This window comes from Vibrio sp. ArtGut-C1 (assembly GCF_002105475.1).
Classification (GTDB): Bacteria; Pseudomonadota; Gammaproteobacteria; order Enterobacterales; family Vibrionaceae; genus Vibrio; species Vibrio diabolicus.
Window position 1 is genome coordinate 39,027 of the sequence record NZ_NCTH01000014.1, and the last position, 19,005, is coordinate 58,031.

Consider the following 19,005-nt stretch of genomic DNA (forward strand, 5'->3'; position numbering starts at 1 on the left):
AATAATGAAAACATTTAAATTAAAACGCACTATTTTACCTTTAACCTTGCTGCTAAGTTCATCTGCATTGGCTGCTGAGAATGGCACAATGATGCAGTATTTCCATTGGTATGTGCCTAACGATGGCACACTGTGGACTCAAGTGGAAAATAACGCTCCAACGCTAGCAGAAAACGGATTCACAGCGCTCTGGCTACCACCTGCATACAAAGGAGCGGGTGGCAGTAATGATGTCGGCTACGGCGTTTATGATATGTACGACTTGGGGGAGTTTGATCAAAAAGGATCAGTGCGCACCAAATACGGCACGAAAGATCAGTACCTTAGTGCTATCAATGCCGCTCACAATAACAATATCCAGGTTTATGGTGACGTGGTGTTTAACCACCGTGGTGGTGCGGATGGGAAATCTTGGGTTGATACTAAGCGGGTAGATTGGAACAACCGCAACATTGAACTTGGTGATAAATGGATTGAAGCGTGGGTGGAGTTTGATTTCCCTGGACGCAACGACAAGTACTCTAACTTCCATTGGACTTGGTACCATTTTGATGGCGTGGACTGGGACGATGCAGGTAAAGAAAAAGCCATTTTTAAATTCAAAGGTGAAGGTAAGGCATGGGATTGGGAAGTCAGTTCTGAAAAGGGGAATTACGACTACCTTATGTATGCTGACTTGGACATGGATCATCCTGAAGTTAAACAAGAACTGAAAGATTGGGGTGAGTGGTACATCAACATGACTGGTGTTGATGGCTTTAGAATGGATGCGGTGAAGCACATCAAATATCAATATCTTCAAGAATGGATTGATCACCTACGTTGGAAAACAGGGAAAGAACTATTCACGGTCGGAGAGTACTGGAACTACGATGTGAATCAGCTGCATAACTTTATCACCAAAACTTCTGGCAGCATGTCTCTATTCGACGCACCGTTACATATGAACTTCTACAATGCGTCTAAATCGGGTGGTAGCTACGATATGCGTCAAATCATGGATGGTACGCTGATGAAGGACAATCCAGTCAAAGCGGTAACCTTAGTAGAAAACCATGATACTCAACCTTTGCAGGCGTTGGAGTCGACGGTCGATTGGTGGTTTAAGCCGCTCGCTTACGCGTTTATCTTATTGCGTGAAGAAGGTTATCCATCTGTGTTTTATGCAGATTACTACGGCGCGCAGTACAGTGATAAAGGGCATGACATCAATATGGTCAAAGTGCCTTACATCGAAGAGCTCGTAACACTGCGTAAAGACTATGCGTATGGCAAACAACATTCTTATCTTGACCATTGGGATGTAATTGGCTGGACTCGCGAGGGCGATGCAGAACATCCACATTCAATGGCAGTGATCATGAGCGATGGACCAGGTGGCTCGAAGTGGATGTATACGGGCAAGCCAAGTACACGCTATGTCGACAAGTTGGGCATCCGAACTGAGGACGTTTGGACAGATGCGAACGGGTGGGCTGAGTTCCCTGTAAATGGTGGATCTGTCTCGGTTTGGGTTAGCGTTGAGTAATCCATTCTTGTGATTTTGATACAGAACAGGCAAATTTTGATGAAACTTTGCAGCGAATCAATACGTTATTTGATATTCATATAACAAATGAGTAACTTATATTTGAGCATTATCTAGAGGAAGATGAAGAATGGAATCTATTGCTGATGTATTGGTTGTGGCTATTGTGTTCGGTGCCATATTTGGGGGCGGGATAATTAAGTTAATCTTGAATCATCGTAAAGAAGTAAGAGCCTTGGAGATATCTGAACGTAATACAATGAGCCAAGAAGAACAAGATAACCTTAACAAGCAAATTGGTGACTTGAAGCGACGCGTTGAAGTGTTAGAGCGCATAGTCACAGATAGCAAATATCAACTTGAAAAAGAAATTGCCTCTCTGTAATTCACCACAAAAACGTAAAGCCGGCTGAGTCCGGCTTTTTAGTGCCTGTACATCATAGTTTTAGGGTACTTAGCTCAGCGTTCGTCAAAGAAGTCTTTATCGCGGATGTATTTACTCATAAAGTGATAAGAGAATGGTCGCATCAACCAACTAAATAGAGAACGTCCAAGTCGAATGAACGTTGGCGTATTCTCGTATATTCTCCCGTTATACAACCATAACATTTTGCCTACATGCCAATAGAGAAAAGGCACTGGCGGCATGAATGTCACGATGTCGATGTCGCAACAAATCCGGTAAGTTTTGTGCCCCAAACGGTAGCGTTTTTTGAAGGTCCAATCTCCAACCGCGGGCTGACCGAAAGTCACGACGCGTTTAATGCTCTTTGGGTATTTTTTCTCAATATAGTCGGCAAAAACACTGCCAATCGCGCCACCTGAAGAGTGACCAGTAATGGTGATTCTTTTTCCTCTAAGAATGAGCGGTACAACGATACCTTCGAGGCGCTCGAGCACGGTCAACCCCAACCGATCTTCATTTCGGCTCGGTAAACTTTCTTGAAACAGAAGATGATAGAAACCCGCGTGAATGCGGTAATTCAGTCCCAACCTTCGACAGCTTCTCGTCCACATCGCGAAGTTTAACAACCAATCACTGATACTGTGTGAGCCTTTAATCACTACGACCACTTCACTCTGTTTTTTACTCCAGAGCACACGAATCATAATCTTACCGTGTTCATTTCTAATGACTCGTTGCCCATTAGGATCGAATCCGTATTGAGTTTGTCTGAAGACGCGAGGATAGGCGAGATTACAGAGTACGGCATAGCGCTCATATTGGTATCGTTTTAATGGTTTCACGTTATCTTTCTTTATGGAGCCTAACGACTGACTGTAATTAATGAATATTAAAAATACGTGAACCTAGGTTAGTGCTGGTAGAGGCATTGTGTGTTGGTATCGTGGATGAAAGCCTCAAATTGGTCTAAGTGCGTTAAGATGGTCTGGCGCGAAGTATCGTGATGTTCACTAAGCACGTTAAGCAGCTTTTTCAGGGTCTTACGATCTTGTTTATTGAGGTTTACTGCCTCTTTGAGCTGTGCGAAAAATTCAATTTGACTTGAAGTGTCGTTAAAGTCACCGAGCTTGTCTTGCAATAGTTTTAATTGTTTCACGTTGTTTTTGTGCTGTGGGGAAGGGTAGAGTGCGGAAAACCCTTCTAACAAATAACGCAGCGCTTTGCACTTTATCCTCATCGAGTGAATCACGTTGTCACAACTTTTGCCCGAGATCTTGCGCCGTGCTTTGTCGACCTTTTTAAATTGTTCGGAGACTTTTTGGCTTGCGAAGAGTAACGCAGGTACGTTGTTATCCGCTCGTTCGTGTTGTGTACTTCGCAGCAGACTATTCCTGACCAAAGTGCAATGCGTTGTGTATTCTTTTGTCGCTAGCCAACGCGCAACTTTTGCCTGTTCGTAAGTACGTTCGGATTCTATAAAGCCAAAAAGCGGCTCAAGAGAGGATTTGTGGTTTGGGAGCATTTCAATGTATTGGCTTTTGTCCAAGATAAATACGTCCAAATCACGCAGCTTATTTGTTTTCTTCATCATTATTTTTAAATGAGGTTTCAAAATACGCAGTTCAAAAGGAGGGAGCAGTTCGTGAAGTAGCAAGCATAGTGAGCGTATGCGCCTCAGTGTGACGCGATATTGGTGTGTATATTCAGGATCCAAGTCTTGGACGATCCTCTGTTCCAGAGAGCGTGCATAATCAAATTCAGTAAGTAAGAAGTGGGGCACTACGAAGTCGAGTTCGGAATCAGTATGTAGCGGTAATTGAAATGATGACTTTCGAAACATGATGAGCGCTTATTTGTCCCCTGCAGTACGAGTTAAGTTTATACCCATACTGCCAATTTGTGCGACTTGTCGATTCCTCGTTGACATGAAGTGATGAAGCAAAGTAAACGAGAGTAAAACACGCTGATGTTCTTGTGAGCAAAATGATCGCCCTTTGTTCGTTTGAGTTGGCTTTTTAACCATTTGAATAAAAAAGACTAATTTTTTGTTGACCAGATAAATTAATCCGTTAAAGTACGCCTCGTTCTCACGGCAAAGGCCGCTGAGACAGATGGTGTCTAACCCATCGCATGATTGCGTTGCCCTGGTGGTGGAATTGGTAGACACAAGGGATTTAAAATCCCTCGGCGTTCGCGCTGTGCCGGTTCAAGTCCGGCCCGGGGCACCATCAAAATCTTTGGTAACAGAGATATAAAAATCAGAAAGGCGCCTTGGCAGAGTGGCTATGCAGCGGATTGCAAATCCGTGGACCTCGGTTCGACTCCGGGAGGCGCCTCCACTATTTCTAAAAACCGGCCTTGTGCCGGTTTTTTACTATCTGGTATTGTCAAACTATTCTAATACACAATTTTTTATTGAATAATTAATTTTTGTACAAATACCAACCTCAATTATCAGATAATCACCCTTTAACTGGTTTTCCTGAATTGCTATCTATAGCGTTATATTATCAATGTGATTTTAGTTCAATATTGAAAATAAAGTTGCGCATATATCCTGCTTGTTTCTCTATATGTCTCTAGTTGATATTGCACTGTATCGCTCAGTCTGTCTTGTAATCGAGTATAAAACTAGGTGAGCAAAAAATTTTCCACCACTTTAATTTAACGTAAATTTAACAATTCAGGATGGGTAATATTACTCAAGAATTGTTGAGGTATATTATTCGAATGACTCGTTATTAAGTTAATGAATTTAAAGGTTATAACTTTATGCGATGAAATTGAGGTTGTTTTAGTTCAATTTCTAATTGTTTGATTTTTAATGATTTAAATTGTCTGTAGTGCAAGTGATTTATTAAAGTCATTGTTGAATACAAAGGTTGTTCATATAAAACAATCATAAGGTTATTTTAAGTAACTGACAAAAATGGACAAATTTATTATTACACAAACTTAACCTAAATTACTTATCGCTCTGGTTGAATTTTGACCGGTTGCTTTGCTATGATTCCGGCTCTTATATTTTTGGTGGTTATCTTTTTATAACCATGTTGATGTATATAGGAACATATTTGGTTTTATAGGCTAGGGCATTTTATTGCCTAAAATTTATATTATTTTACCCTACCATTTCTGCTTATATTGGCGGGAAGGTGAACTAGTTATTAATTTAAAATTAGGTGAAGCAGTGATAAAAAATATTAAAATAAATAGAACAATCCTAAATAAAGGGTTGTCATTTTTATTAGTAATATTCGCTTGTTTACAGAGCATCCATTACGCCAGTGCAGCAGGAAGTACGACGGGACAGCAAAATACATTGGTTATCCTGCTGAACTTTAAAGAAAACCCAAATGAGCAGCCATTAACTTTGTCAGAGGCAAATAATCTAATCTTTGGCACAGTAAATGACTTCTACCGTGAAAGCTCTTTTGATCAAATGTGGCTGTCTGGGAAAGTCGTAGGTTGGTTTAATTTACCGTTGTCTAATCAGGTTTGTGATTTTACCGCTGTTCAAGATGCAGCGGATCAAGAAGCCATCGCAGCGGGAGTGAAGCTTGAAGAGTACGACCGTATTGTTTACTTGATGACAAAAACGGCATGTGGTGTCGCTGGATCGGCAACTATTGATGGCATGCCTTCACGCGCGCACATCAATGGTGATTTTTCTCCGATGAACATCGCTCATGAGCTTGGACATAACTTTGGTTTGCATCACTCTCGTGCACTTGATTGTGGCGAGCATACGCTTTCAGACAACTGTACGTTGCGTGAATACGGTGATACCTATGATGTAATGGGTGGTCCAGACATCGGCTATTTGAATACTTTCCAGCGCGAGCGACTAGGATGGCTAGAGGGAGAGCACGCCTCAAAGACACTGGAAGTTACTCAAAATGGTACTTACTCCATCGCGAATTACGAGACGACTAGTGATCAGCCAGTTACGATAAAAGTACCTCGTGGTACTGATCCTTCTACAGGTGCAAAAAAATGGTTTTACATTGAATACCGCCAGTCTATTGGGTTTGACGACTTTTTAGATGCTCGTTCTTACTCGTTCTATCGTGGGGACGTTACGGATGGCATCATCATTCGAAGTGCTGTAGAAGGCGATGGGCGCAGCAGTAATTTGCTTCACTTTAAAACTGATTCTGAATATCGTGCGGTTTTTGGCCGAAATGACTGGTTTGACCCATCTATGCCGGTCGGTGGTAGCTATACTGACCCAGACTCAGGTGTAACATTGAGTTTGGTGAGTGCTGCGAACGGCATCGCCGAAGTAAGCGTTGTCTTTGATGGCTCTGACAACGGTAATATCGGGACTTGTACTGTAAATGCTCCATCAGTGACTGCGAAAGCTGCAACAAACAACTCGGTTGCAGCCGGCGATGAGGTTCAATATCAGGTTACTATTACCAACAAAGATAGTGCAGATTGTTCAGCGAGCAGTTTTTCTGTAAACGCGTCAGTGCCAACTGGTTGGAAAGCAAGCAGCAATGCAATCACGCTAGCAGCAGGTGAAACCGGACAAGTAATGATATCAGTCGTATCTTCGGTTGACGCTAGTGATAAAGACTATGCTTTAAAGATGATCGTGACGCACGGCGAGGACTCAAGTCTGCAAACCGCAGCATCCGTGAATTACTCTGTAACCACTGAAATCTCACCATCACCAGAGCTCGTTGCTATTGATGATCAGGTGACTATGTCTTCGAAACAGTCGGTGACTATCGATGTGATGGCAAACGATATTGTTGGAGAGCAAAACTCTGCAAGCGTGGTTTCTTTTACTAGACCAAGCAAGGGGCGACTAGAGCTGTTATCAGATGGCACCCTGCGTTACACACCTGAGAAGAAATTCAAAAATAACGACAGCTTTACCTATACTATAGGTGATGGTCAAAGCAGCTCGACCGCTCAGGTCTCAGTGAAGTTAGAGTCCTCATCTGGTGGCGATTCTGGCAACTCTGGTAACAATGGGAAAGGTAAGAATAAATAGAACGATATAGTTCGAAAGAAAACGCCTGGCGAGTTAACGTCAGGCGTTGTTTTATTAAGTTGTAAGAGACTTTATTCAGGGCAGCTAACTGGCTCTGGACAAGTTGGACATAGCGTACATTCTGCAGACGCTGTTATCGCTTCTACGACAACATTACCGAAGATAGTTTCACCACTCGCATCCACAGTATCTGTAAACGCTCTGACTTCTTCACCCGGTAATGGAAGGCCTTCACCATCTCCTGGGATTGGCTCGTAGTTACCAGTAAAGTCGTAACACTCAGCAGGCGCAAGCATACCAACCTGGATTGGATTCGAGTCTTTGTTGTCGATTACGACAATGCCGTCAATGGTGACATTGGAGGTATTACATACACTACCACTGTAATTGACTTGAAGACCGTATTCATTAATACCAGTATCTTCAAATCGATTCACGACGACGACACTACAGTCTTTCTCTAGAGACAATGAACCAGGGATGTTTTGGCTTGGGCATTCCCAATCTGCGTTGTCAGAAACCGCAACACCACCACCAGTTTCAAGTGCTGCGCTTACTTCTGCGTAGTTAGTGATACCGTTTTGGTCAATAATAAACGAACCATTAAACTCTTGCGTTTGTCCGACGGCGAGCATCGCTAAATTGAACACATGGTCACCGGCAGCCATATCGTTGTCAACGGCTGTAGTGTCTGTGGCCACAACATCATACAATGCAAAGTCACCGGTGTTTTCTACAGTGAGTTTATAGTTGTATTTCAAAGTGTTACCATTGACAACATCACCAAATGTACAAGTTTTAGTGATTTTAATGTCTGGTACGCCTGGTGTGTAACAGAATGAAATATGACTTAAGCCATAGTATCTACCATTGTTACCCACAGGTGCATGTAGTAAGGCATCATCTTGATACAATAATCCATCTGTAAAGTAGTTATATAGGTTTCCGTCAGGACCACCTTTTACGAAGATAGCTTGCATAATCACAGGGCTATCACCTTGATCCCAACTGAAGGTTTTTGCCCCAGGTTGCTGATCAATAACCACTTCAAGCATGCCATCACCGAAAGTGCCGTCTGTAACTGGCTCAAGCTTGTATTCTATCAAACCATCGATCCCTGGAAGTAATTGTTGACAGGTGTTATTCCCTTCAACAAATATTGGTTGCACGCCTCGGCTTGAAGGGTCGCCAGCGGATGCGTAAACAATTTGAGAGCTCAGCACTAAGCTAACCGCTATGACCCAAGTAAACAGCTTAAACATGCTGCTGATATTGATCGCTGTAAGTATGTTCTGGCTACATAAAGTGGAACAACGGTAACTCTTATTGCCCCACCAAGAGTTAAATATGGTTTTCATAAAACCTCCTTGTGTAAGTGGGCTCGCTACGTCCTTGAGCCCACATACGTGATAGTTTTCTCACAGAGTTAAACTGCGCCAGTTGACTAGCATAGAGTGTTCCATATTTAACCTTTTGTATTTGTTGGTTATTTTTTATTTTTGTACAGAGGGGTGAACAGTTTGTTTATATTTTCATAAATGGTTGAGCTAAAACTTATTCGCTAAACGACTGAATATGTTTTAGTTAAATGAGTATTCAATTAGATGTGTAAAGGATGTAACACTATGCAAACAGGTGTTACACATCACCTTCACATTATTGGGAGTAGGTGAGTAAGCGTCTATTTCATATTCATAGTGGACAGTTTCAATACTGTCGCTTTTGCGCATCTGTCACAGGTGTAAACAATAAAGTGTCAATCTGTAACATTATCCTAGAACACGTATATATCTTTGTTATCGTAGGTTTTTTGTCTCTTTTGTTTTCTTTCTCTTTCTTTAAAATTGAACACTCTGTTCATTCTCTTCGCTGTTGAAAATATTTAGTTTAATAAAATCATAACCTTAAGTAGTGGCATGCTCTATGCGTTATAGGAGCTCGAAACGAAAGTTGTATCTCGCTTTCACTCTTTCTTAAAAGGCAATTAATGACATAGGGACCTTCGTCTAGCTTTAGAAGCGTTCTAAGGAGTAGGTTATGAATTCTTGTAAGTCAGGTATCTGGCATACGATGAAGAGCTTTCTTTATGCAATATTTACAAGCTTGCTAATAGGTAGCTCTGCATTTGCAACACCAACAGATGGCGTATTTGAGTTAGAAGCAAATGCTAATGCGATAGATGACTCTGGAGTAGGTGCCCCAGATGACTGGTCAACGCCGCCAAACAGTGGTGGAGCATTAGTATTTAGCTTTGAGAATGACACGGCAACACCGGATACAATCTTTACTGGTGGTAATAAAGACATCAAAGACATACCGGAACTTGGTTGGAAGACTGGTACGGTACTTGATAAAGGGGACATTCTTCATGCGTATGCAGCGGCATACAACATTAATAATGACCTTGTACTCACCTTTGGTGCAGACCGTTTTGGTAACAGCGGTGATGCCTTCTTAGGTTTTTGGTTTTATCAAGACTCAGTCAGTACAAACCCAGACGGTACATTCACTGGTCAACATATTGCTGGCGACCTTTTGATTCAGGTGAATTATTTGCAAGGGGCAAATGAGGGGCCAGAAATTTTGGTTCTTGAATGGGACACAACTTGTGCGAAAGCTGATAACAATAATCCACAAGATGGTCAGTGTGCTGCGACAAACTTACGTTTGAAAGTTAAGACAAATGCACTGTGTTCACCAGGCGCGCAAGATGTGTGTGCTTCAACCAATACAACTGACTCACCTGCACCATGGGCGTATACGCCAAAAAGTGGTGTCGAAAATGTCTTCCCTCCAGAAACCTTCTTTGAAGGTGGTGTAAACCTTACTGAACTTCTACAAACAGACACCTGTTTTAGCTCATTTGCAGCCGAAACAAGAGCATCAAGCAGTATTACCGCTCAGTTGAAAGACTTCGTGGTTGGTGACTTTGAGTTGTGTAGTGTTGATATCACCAAAACATGTAATCAAGCGGTCGTGAATGAAACAGAAGATGGTTACGTTTACTCATACAGCGGCGACGTGATTAATGATGGTGTCGGTACGCTCTACGATGTTGTTGTAGAGGACTTAGAAGCAGGTACTACACATAGCTTAGGTGCCATTGCTTCAGGTGACAGTGCTTCATACAGCGGCAGTTTTGAAAGTACAAGCAATGGTCTAACTAATACGGTGAAAGTCACAGCAGCTGCGACTCCGGGTGGCCAAGCGACCATTACTGATACCGCAAGTGATCCATGTGAGTCATTGAGCTTGTCTCCAATGATTAGTGTAACGAAATCATGTGAAAGCGGCTTCAAACTTACTGAAAACGGTATCATTGCAGAAGTGAGCTTCTCGGGAATGGTATGTAACACAACGCCTGGACTTACTTTAGTGAATGTTTCTGTGGTGGATGACTCAGGTACGCCTGAGGATGCTTCTGATGACGTGACAGTAGTGAATAATATCGAACTCGCTTCGGATCAATGTCAGTCTTATACTGGTAGTTATATCCCAACGGCATTTAGCAATGCAGAAACACAATCTTTCCGTGATACTGTGACGGCGGTTGGTTTCTTGAAAATCGATAATACTCAAGCGACGAATACAGCTTCTGCAGACTGTGATATTTGTCCTGCACCAAGTAACTAATTGACGTCTTTTGAATAAAAAGCCTGGAGTATTCTCCAGGCTTTTTTGTATGAATTGCGTGATTTAGTTCGGTTTCCCTTTACCGTTTCCACCACCATTCCCACCAGAAGTCGATTGTAAGGTGATGCTAATCGTCGCGGTTGAAGAAGATTGACCGTCACTGATCGTATAAGTAAATGAATCATTATTCTTAAACTTCTTCGAAGGTGTGTATTCAATGGAGCCATCGCTCAGTACACGGGCGCTGCCTTTGTTTGGCTTAGCGACCGTAATTGCAAGAGAGGTCGATTGTTCAAACGAGTCATTATTTAACTGCTCGATGCGAACGACGGATTTATCACTGATCGTTACGCTATCATTCACCGCCTCAAGTGGTGACGTCGACTCAGACAACACTGTGTAAGATAGCTCGGTTTTGGCTGATTGTTCATTTTCAGCATCTATAACGTCAACGGTTATGCTGTAAGAGTTCGGCTGAGCATCGCTGTTTGACGTAACCATGACCGTCGTTTCTGCACTCATGCCGGAAGGAACCGTCAACGCGCTTGCGTCATAATTCCATCCGTCAGGAACGCTTAAAGCCGTTGTATAAGTCGCGTCTGCACATTCTGTATTGTTCTGGTTCGTCACTTTAAGATTATACGCTAACGTTTCTCCAGCATTTGCATCAGAACCTGATAGTGGGGTTAGAGAGAGTAGAGGCGATGTCGCAACGCATTGCCCGGATTCACCACCAAATATGACACTGACCTGTGCGTTTTGACCATTAGCACTTTCCAAAGTAATCGACACGCCTGTTTTTGGATCGGTGAATGTTCCACCAATTGGAAGAGCAGGGTCTTCCCAGTCATTACTCCCAAATAATTGTTTGAAAGTGGAGCCAGGCTTCATGTGTAGCAAGCGGCTACTTTTAAGATCACCGTCTGTCGCTAGGCGCACAACCACACCTTCTGTCACATCTTGGCGGTATACGATGTACGAACGGTCACGTAAAAAGCTGTCGTAGCCAAGAGCTTGTCGATATTCAACGTAAAACCATTGGCGCTGACCTGTAATTGGATCGGTACCTCTTGGGATTTTTAAAACTTTTGATGAAGTACTTTCAAAGTCTTCATAGGCATCAATAGAGTAAACACCATCACTAGAAATGATTTGAGCAGGGGAGGTCTGCCACCCTAAGTTTTCCAATTGGAAGGCGCTAAAGTAACCCATATCGTAGTTACCCATTGTATCGTAGCTATCACCGTACTCTATGACACGGCAATCACCAGCTAACGTACCGTCTTTACAGTCGAGTGCGGAAGCGTGATGCAATCCAAAATTATGTCCTAATTCATGGGCGATAACTCGAGGCTCGAAAACCGCATTTATTGACGCTCTAGAGGGAGTTACTCCTTGACTACCAGAGCCTTCTGATGCACATCCAGTTTTGGTTGTTAAGTATATAAAACGGTCATAGTTTGATAGTTGATATCCCGCAGTTTCAGCCATTTTGTTGGCTTCCGCTGCTACAGCATCATCATCGCAAATTTGGTTTGATATCGGTAAGGTGAATGTTCCAGCAACATCACCAGATAGCCAAAGTTGCCCCTGGGACATTTGCGAATAGAAGTCGCTAACGGTATTAAAAACAACATGATGGGCGTCTTCTTTAGAGATCGGGATCTCTTGAGGGTTTTCTTGGAAATTGACGAGTACAACTAATGTTTTTTGTTCACCACTAGCCACTTGCTCAGCATAAACCTCTGATGAAAAAGAATATGCTGACACGAGGGTTACAAAGCCAAGAGCTAGCAAGCGTAAATTTGACGCAACAAAGCCCAATTGAGGGAGGATGACCTTCTTCAATTTATATACCTACTTAATATTTTGATATTAAATGAAATTACAAATTCATAATGTTTTAAATAAAATAAATACCGAGCTCTACCCAAATAGAACCAGTAATTATCAAGTGTGCATTATGTTTTATAAAGTTTGTTTTATATTTGTGTGTGTTTATTAATTTTAAACACGAGGCGAGATATTAGCAGAAGGGGTGGTTAAAATTCAACCATGTATTTCGGTTTTTATAAGTTCATGAATTATAATGTTTAACTACTTTTTACTGGTGGTTTTTATAAAAATAATAAGAAATAATATTGTATGCAACAAAAGTAGTTACAAAGACAGTAGTAATATTACACCGTGTAGTATGCAACACTCTTAATTGTTTGTTATTTCTTTTGTTTCCTATATAAATTACTTATTAAAAATAAGACGCTATCAATCCCATAGAGAAAATTGTCAAATTAAAGAAATATTAATTTCAAAAAACAAGAGACTTATTATATCTGGATATAGGCAACGCCATTTTTGCCATTTTTCTTTATCTCATACATTGCATGATCGGCTTTTTGATAAACTTCATTAAACTGTTGTTTTCCTTTATCAAATAGACAAACACCGATGCTCATTCCAATCGTTACTTTATTTAAGTCCTGATTTATCGCAGGAATGATGGAACTTAAGAGTCGATCACAAAGTTGAGATATTTCTTCTTGATTTGAATAAGAGCTTAAAACGACAAACTCATCTCCTCCTATGCGTCCGACTTGAGACTTGCTTGGCGCAAGCTCTGTTAAGCTATTGGCGATATTAATGAGGAGAGTATCACCAGTATGATGGCCTAGCTGGTCGTTAACTGCTTTAAAATTATCTATATCAACAAACACTAAGGCTGACTGCTGAGACGGCTTGGTTTGAGGTTGATGATTAAAGTTTTCCTCAATTGCTTTTCTATTTAACAGTCCGGTCAATGGATCACTCGAAGCTAACTTAGCCAGTTGCTGCTCATATCGCTTTTCTTTTGTAATATCGATATGAGTGCCCATCATGCGTAGTGGTTTGCCATCAGAACCATACTCGACGATGCGCCCTCGATCGTAGACCCAACTATCACTGCCGTCTTTATGAATCATGCGATGAACTACCTCATAAAGGTCGGTTTTGCCAGCTAGGTGATCTTCAAATGCACCCACCGCAAGATCATAATCTTCAGGGTGGAGATTGTTTTTCCACGTTTCAACCGTCGCGGTTAACTCATGGGGCTGATAACCTAGCATTTTGCCCCACTGCATATTGAATATCGTCAAAGTACCTGAAGGAATATGCTGCTCCCACAAACACAGTCCATTACTGTCGAGTGCAGCATTCAACTTTTCTTGTAGTCGCGCATTCTTCCGCTTCAGCTCTTCATTTTCTTTTTCTAAGCAGGCAATTTTAGTTAGATATTCTTCCATTTTGCGCATAATTTACGTCGTTTTCGGAGCGACAATATACGAAAAATACTTTGCAATTTCTATGATTGAGCTTGGAGATATAAGTATTGAATATGCGGTAAATAATAAAGAATCGGTGATGTTACTTAAGAGCAGCAAAGTAAATGCTTGGAAAAACAAAGAAGGAAATAGGGGATAAGCGAGGGGCTCTCCTGGTGCAAAGTCATAAATGAGGCCTTTGCACCGGGACTACTGAGGGTTAGCGGTTTAGTGCACCACAACGCTCAGGCTGGTAGGTGATATCGACAATTTCAATTGTCTTCACTTGATTATTTGGCATTGGCCATTCAAGTTTTTGACCAACAGACAAACCGATCAGTGCGCTGCCTACGGGCGCAAAAATGGAAATATCATCACTGCTTTTCAGCTCAGATGGGTAAACCAGTGTCTTTGTCATGGTTCTATCTTCACCTGCAAATTTAAACTCTACAGTTGAGTTCATCGTGACCACATTATCTGGCATTTGTTCTGGCTCAAGAACCGTCGCACGGTCTAGCTCTGCTTCTAGCTCAACAAGCTCCGCCGCGATGTTTGGCATTTTATCCAACAAAGCCGTGATTCGGTTCATATCTAAGCTTGAAATGTAGATAGAATTGTTTTCTGACATTTTATGACTCCCAAATAAAAGGCCGCCTCACAAACATGGGACGGCACTCTATATGTCAATTACGGTATCAATCATATGGATTTTATTCCATATGAACTAAATCAGATTCTAGTCTTTATAGTGCGACTTAGCTAGTAAAAGATTTTTGTTGTGAGACTTGATTTTTCTAAAACTTTCAGTCACTTCAGTTGTTCACCTTTAATAGCCTTGAAACGGCTAGGTTAAAACGAATGCTTTGTTTTTAAACAAAGCAGGGTTTATCGTTAGCGTGGTTTAACTCGACAATCATTGCCATTCTGTAAAAGCCAAAACTGTATAGCCCTTGTGAGCATGACTGCGGTTATCTCATTTTGTAAAAACTACCAACATCCGTTAATAAATTACCTTTTATTCTTCAATATCAAGATAAAAACGTTCATCTACCCCTTTAGGGCAGTTTGAAATTGTAATTGATTTACATCATGTATTAATTTTCTTTCACAATTAACAATGAGCTCAGTGATAAGAACCTAACCCTTAGGAATTATAATGAGCAAGTTGAAGCTAGTAGTCATCGGTAACGGTATGGTAGGGCACCGTTATATTGAAGACTTAGTCGAGAAAGCTGATATCTCTAATATGGAGATTACCGTTTTCTGTGAAGAACCTCGTGTCGCATACGACCGTGTGCACCTTTCCTCTTACTTTTCTCACCACACTGCAGATGAACTTTCTTTAGTGAAAGAAGGCTTCTACGAGAAACACGGCATCAACATGTTGATCGGTGAACGTGCGATTAACATTAACCGTGAAAACCGCATTGTTTACTCCAGCACGGGCCGTGAAGTTCAATACGACAAGCTGATTCTTGCTACAGGCTCATTCCCATTTGTCCCGCCTATCAAAGGTCATGAAAGCAAAGACTGTTTTGTTTACCGCACGATCGAAGATCTGAAAGCGATTGAAGCGTGTGCGAAAAACAGCAAATCAGGCGTGGTTATCGGTGGTGGTCTACTCGGTCTTGAAGCGGCAGGCGCACTAAAGGCACTCGGTGTAGATACACACGTCGTTGAGTTCGCGCCAAAGCTAATGGCTGAGCAACTTGACCTTGCTGGTGGTAATCAACTTCGTCAAAAAATCGAGCGTATGGGCGTGAACGTTCATACCAGCAAAAACACGCTAGAGATTGCAGCAGAAGGTAAAAATGCTCGTAACGTCATGCGTTTCGCTGACGGCACTGAGTTAGAGACAGACTTCATCGTATTTTCTGCGGGTATTCGTCCACAAGACAAACTGGCTCGCCAAATGGAGCTAGAACTTGGCCCTCGTGGCGGTGTTGCCATCAACGACCACTGCCAGACTTCTGATGAGAACATCTACGCGATTGGTGAGTGTGCGTCTTGGAATGAAATGTTCTACGGCCTTGTTGCTCCGGGTTACAAGATGGCGACCGTTGCGGTTGATCACCTACTAGGTAACACAGAAAGCAAATTCGAAGGCGCTGATATGTCTGCGAAGCTGAAACTTCTTGGTGTAAAAGTAGGTTCAATCGGTGACGCGAACGGTCGTACTGAAGGCTGTAAGAGTTACGTTTACCAGAACGAAGAGCAAGAAGTTTACAAACGTCTTATCGTTTCTGAAGACAACAAGAAGCTGCTAGGTGCAGTACTCGTGGGTGATACGTCTGACTACGGCGATTTGCTTCAATTGATGTTGAACGAAATCGACCTACCAGAACACCCAGATGCCTTGATCCTTCCTGCACACGCAGGCGCTGAGAAACCAGCACTAGGTGCCGACGCTCTACCAGAAAGCGCAGTGATCTGTTCATGTTTCGATGTAACCAAAGGCAAGATCGCACAAGCGGTTGCTGATGGCCACCATACATTGGGCGACATCAAAGCAGTGACTGGCGCTGGCACAGGCTGTGGTGGTTGTATTCCTCTAGTCACTTCTGTACTCAACGCCGAGCTTGCTAAATCTGGTATTGAAGTGAAGAACGACGTTTGTGAGCACTTTGCATACTCACGTCAAGAGTTGTTCCACCTAATCCGCATTGAAGAGATCAAAACGTTTGATGAGCTTCTAGAGAAATACGGTAAAGGTTACGGTTGTGAAGTTTGTAAACCACTGGCTGGTTCTATTTTGGCTTCTTGCTGGGGTGAGCACATTCTTAAGCCACAACTGGTTAAGCTGCACGACACGAACGATAACTTCCTCGGTAACATCCAAAAAGACGGTACTTACTCTGTTATCCCACGTATGGCGGGTGGTGAAGTTACACCTCAAGCACTGGGTGCACTAGCGAACGTTGCTGCAGAATACAACCTATACACCAAAGTAACCGGTGCTCAACGTATTGGTCTGTTCGGTGCTCAAAAAGACGATCTTCCAGAGATCTGGCGCAAACTTATCGACGCTGGTTTCGAAACAGGTCAAGCGTACGCAAAAGCACTTCGTATGGCGAAGACATGTGTTGGCTCAACGTGGTGTCGTTACGGCGTTCAAGATTCTGTTGGTCTAGGTTCTTACATCGAGAACCGTTACAAAGGTATTCGTACACCTCATAAGATGAAGTTCGGTGTTTCTGGCTGTACTCGTGAGTGTGCGGAAGCACAAGGTAAGGACCTTGGTATTATCGCGACTGACGCAGGGTGGAACATGTACGTATGTGGTAACGGCGGCATGAAACCTCGTCACGCAGACCTACTAGCAAGTGACCTAGATAAAGAAACGCTAATCAAGTACATCGATCGCTTCATGATGTTCTACATTCGCACAGCTGCGCCATTACAACGCACATCCGTTTGGATGGAAAACATGGAAGGTGGCGTTGACTACCTACGCGAAGTGATTGTTGAAGACAAACTTGGCATTAACGCTCAACTAGAAGCAGACGTAGCGAAGCTTGTAGATGAGTACGAGTGTGAGTGGACTGCGACCATCAATGACGAATCACAACTGACTCGTTTCGCACACTTCATCAACTCTGACAAGCGCGATGACAACGTTGTGTTTGTTCAAGAGCGCGAACAGCACCGCCCAGCAACCTTCACGGAAAAACACCCTGAAGCGAAAGGCGATATCCTACACGTAGCTATCACTGAAGCATAAGGGAAAGTTGATTATGTCATTTGAAAAGATTTGCCAAATCAGCGACATCGTACCGGGCACTGGCGTTTGTGCACTGGTTGATGGTCAGCAAGTTGCGGTATTCCGCCCAACACAAGCAGAAGAAGTGCTGGCGATCAGCAACACAGACCCGTTCTTCCAATCAAACGTGCTTTCTCGCGGTTTGATTTGTGAGCACCAAGGCGAACTTTGGGTAGCAAGCCCACTTAAAAAGCAACGCTTTAACCTGACAACAGGTGCGTGCATGGAAGACGAGCGTTTTAACGTGAAAGCGTACAAAACGCGCGTAACCAACGGTGAAGTAGAAATTTCTGCATAAGCTTGGTTTGCATTCCCTCCTCCTTTAGGGGAGGGAATGCACCGAGTACTTAGATTCAATAGACAAAGGCTTTCCAAGCGTCATCTTGGGGGAACAGGGAAGCGAGATGATGTCGACAGCAGTGGGTGTCAACGGGAAGCCTTTCTCTATTCAATCTTTAACTTTTTAACTTTCAATTTTGAATAAGGACACATTCATGTCTACAGACTTTAAACCTGCTGAATTCGTGCAAACCATGATCAACGTGGGTGAAGCGAAAATTAATACCAGCACTCGAGATCTTCTGCTTCGCGGCACGATGGCAGGCGTTATTCTGTCTCTTGCAGTGGTGGTTGCTATTACCGCGATTGTACAAACGGGCATTGGCCTTGTGGGGGCGCTTGTTTTCCCTGTGGGCTTTGTGATTCTCAGTGTGATGGGTTACGACCTTGTCACAGGTGTTTTTGGTCTTGCTCCTTTGGCTAAGTTTGCAAACCGCCCGGGTATCACTTGGGGTCGTATTTTCCGTTGCTGGGGATTGGTAGGTTTGGGTAACCTGATTGGTTCTCTAATAGTGGCTTACCTAGTGGCTATCTCTCTAACCGGTAACTTCTCTCTAGAGCTCAACGCGGTAGCGAAGAAGTTTGTCGCTGTATCGACTGCCCGTAGCCTTGGTTTCGAAAACATGGGCATGGACGGATGGATCACGTGTTTTGTTCGCGCTATCTTCTGTAACCTAATGGTGTGCCTAGGCGTGATCGGCAACATGACGGCACGTTCAGTATCTGGTCGTGTAGCGATGATGTGGTTCCCAATCTTCATCTTCTTCGCGCTAGTATTCGAGCACACAGTAGTAAACATGTTCCTATTCCCACTGGGTATGATCTTAGGTGCGGATTTTGGTATCGCGACTTGGTTGAACTTCAACCTTATCCCAACCATCATAGGTAACATCGTTGGTGGTCTTGTAATGACTTGTCTGCCACTGTACCTAACTCATGCGAAAACAGCGCCTTCTATCAACGTAGTTGAAGAAGAAGTAAAAGCAGAGCCTGCAATCGCAAAATAAACTGCTTTTTTCTGGCCCTACCTATGGA

13 protein-coding genes and 2 tRNA genes are annotated in these 19,005 nt (G+C 42.8%); 9 read left to right on the forward strand and 6 right to left on the reverse strand.

The genetic code is table 11. The features are described from left to right. Window positions 1-4: 4 nt before the first annotated feature. Both amyS and B7360_RS13705 read left to right on the forward strand, forming a co-directional pair. Entirely contained in the window at window positions 5-1,528 is a 1,524-nt protein-coding gene (amyS, locus tag B7360_RS13700) for an alpha-amylase (RefSeq protein ID WP_085343761.1), read from the forward strand. 130 nt (window positions 1,529-1,658) lie between these two features. Next, window positions 1,659-1,913 (forward strand): hypothetical protein, encoded by a 255-nt coding sequence (locus B7360_RS13705; protein WP_012842214.1) that lies wholly within the window; start codon window positions 1,659-1,661, stop codon window positions 1,911-1,913. A 74-nt stretch (window positions 1,914-1,987) separates the two neighbouring features. Here the strand turns inward: B7360_RS13705 and B7360_RS13710 are convergent, their stop codons facing one another. After that, complete coding sequence (locus tag B7360_RS13710) at window positions 1,988-2,776, reverse strand: lipase (RefSeq protein WP_053808369.1); 789 nt, start codon at window positions 2,774-2,776, stop codon at window positions 1,988-1,990. A gap of 68 nt (window positions 2,777-2,844) precedes the next feature. Beyond that, the gene (locus B7360_RS13715) at window positions 2,845-3,774 is read right to left on the reverse strand and encodes a CHAD domain-containing protein (protein WP_085343762.1); all 930 of its coding nucleotides are present in this window, start codon (window positions 3,772-3,774) and stop codon (window positions 2,845-2,847) included. Window positions 3,775-4,075: 301 nt separating this feature from the next. Between B7360_RS13715 and B7360_RS13725 the strand changes: the two genes are divergently transcribed. From B7360_RS13725 to B7360_RS13735, 3 genes are all read left to right on the forward strand, one after another. After that, window positions 4,076-4,162, forward strand: a tRNA-Leu gene (locus B7360_RS13725). 37 nt (window positions 4,163-4,199) lie between these two features. Further along, window positions 4,200-4,273: transfer RNA gene (locus B7360_RS13730), tRNA-Cys, on the forward strand. Window positions 4,274-5,256: 983 nt separating this feature from the next. Beyond that, window positions 5,257-6,939 carry an Ig-like domain-containing protein gene (locus B7360_RS13735; RefSeq protein ID WP_085343764.1) on the forward strand — a complete coding sequence of 561 codons (1,683 nt, stop codon included), beginning with the start codon at window positions 5,257-5,259 and terminating at the stop codon, window positions 6,937-6,939. Window positions 6,940-7,010: 71 nt separating this feature from the next. On the opposite strand, the gene B7360_RS13740 is transcribed toward B7360_RS13735, so the two are convergent. Next, window positions 7,011-8,297: a hypothetical protein gene (locus tag B7360_RS13740; protein WP_041853064.1), complete on the reverse strand. Its 1,287-nt coding sequence runs from the start codon at window positions 8,295-8,297 to the stop codon at window positions 7,011-7,013. A gap of 679 nt (window positions 8,298-8,976) precedes the next feature. On the opposite strand from B7360_RS13740, the gene B7360_RS13745 reads away from it, so the two are divergent. After that, window positions 8,977-10,572, forward strand: a complete 1,596-nt coding sequence (locus B7360_RS13745; RefSeq protein WP_012842220.1) for a hypothetical protein — start codon at window positions 8,977-8,979, stop codon at window positions 10,570-10,572. A 63-nt stretch (window positions 10,573-10,635) separates the two neighbouring features. On the opposite strand, the gene B7360_RS13750 is transcribed toward B7360_RS13745, so the two are convergent. From B7360_RS13750 to rnk, 3 genes are all read right to left on the reverse strand, one after another. Beyond that, window positions 10,636-12,420 (reverse strand): Ig-like domain-containing protein, encoded by a 1,785-nt coding sequence (locus B7360_RS13750; protein ID WP_085343765.1) that lies wholly within the window; start codon window positions 12,418-12,420, stop codon window positions 10,636-10,638. Between the two features lie 479 nt (window positions 12,421-12,899). Further along, window positions 12,900-13,853, reverse strand: coding sequence for a sensor domain-containing diguanylate cyclase (locus B7360_RS13755; RefSeq protein WP_085343800.1), 954 nt, complete (start codon window positions 13,851-13,853; stop codon window positions 12,900-12,902). A 238-nt stretch (window positions 13,854-14,091) separates the two neighbouring features. Beyond that, a complete protein-coding gene (gene rnk / locus B7360_RS13765) occupies window positions 14,092-14,499 on the reverse strand; it encodes a nucleoside diphosphate kinase regulator (RefSeq protein WP_005394604.1) in 408 nt (135 codons plus the stop codon). Between the two features lie 528 nt (window positions 14,500-15,027). Between rnk and nirB the strand changes: the two genes are divergently transcribed. From nirB to B7360_RS13780, 3 genes are all read left to right on the forward strand, one after another. After that, entirely contained in the window at window positions 15,028-17,592 is a 2,565-nt protein-coding gene (nirB, locus tag B7360_RS13770; protein ID WP_085343766.1) for a nitrite reductase large subunit NirB, read from the forward strand. Window positions 17,593-17,605: 13 nt separating this feature from the next. Further along, on the forward strand, window positions 17,606-17,929 hold the full coding sequence (nirD, locus tag B7360_RS13775; protein WP_050933088.1) for a nitrite reductase small subunit NirD: 324 nt from the start codon (window positions 17,606-17,608) through the stop codon (window positions 17,927-17,929). A gap of 196 nt (window positions 17,930-18,125) precedes the next feature. Continuing rightward, a complete protein-coding gene (locus B7360_RS13780) occupies window positions 18,126-18,977 on the forward strand; it encodes a formate/nitrite transporter family protein (RefSeq protein ID WP_085343767.1) in 852 nt (283 codons plus the stop codon). Window positions 18,978-19,005 lie beyond the last annotated feature (28 nt).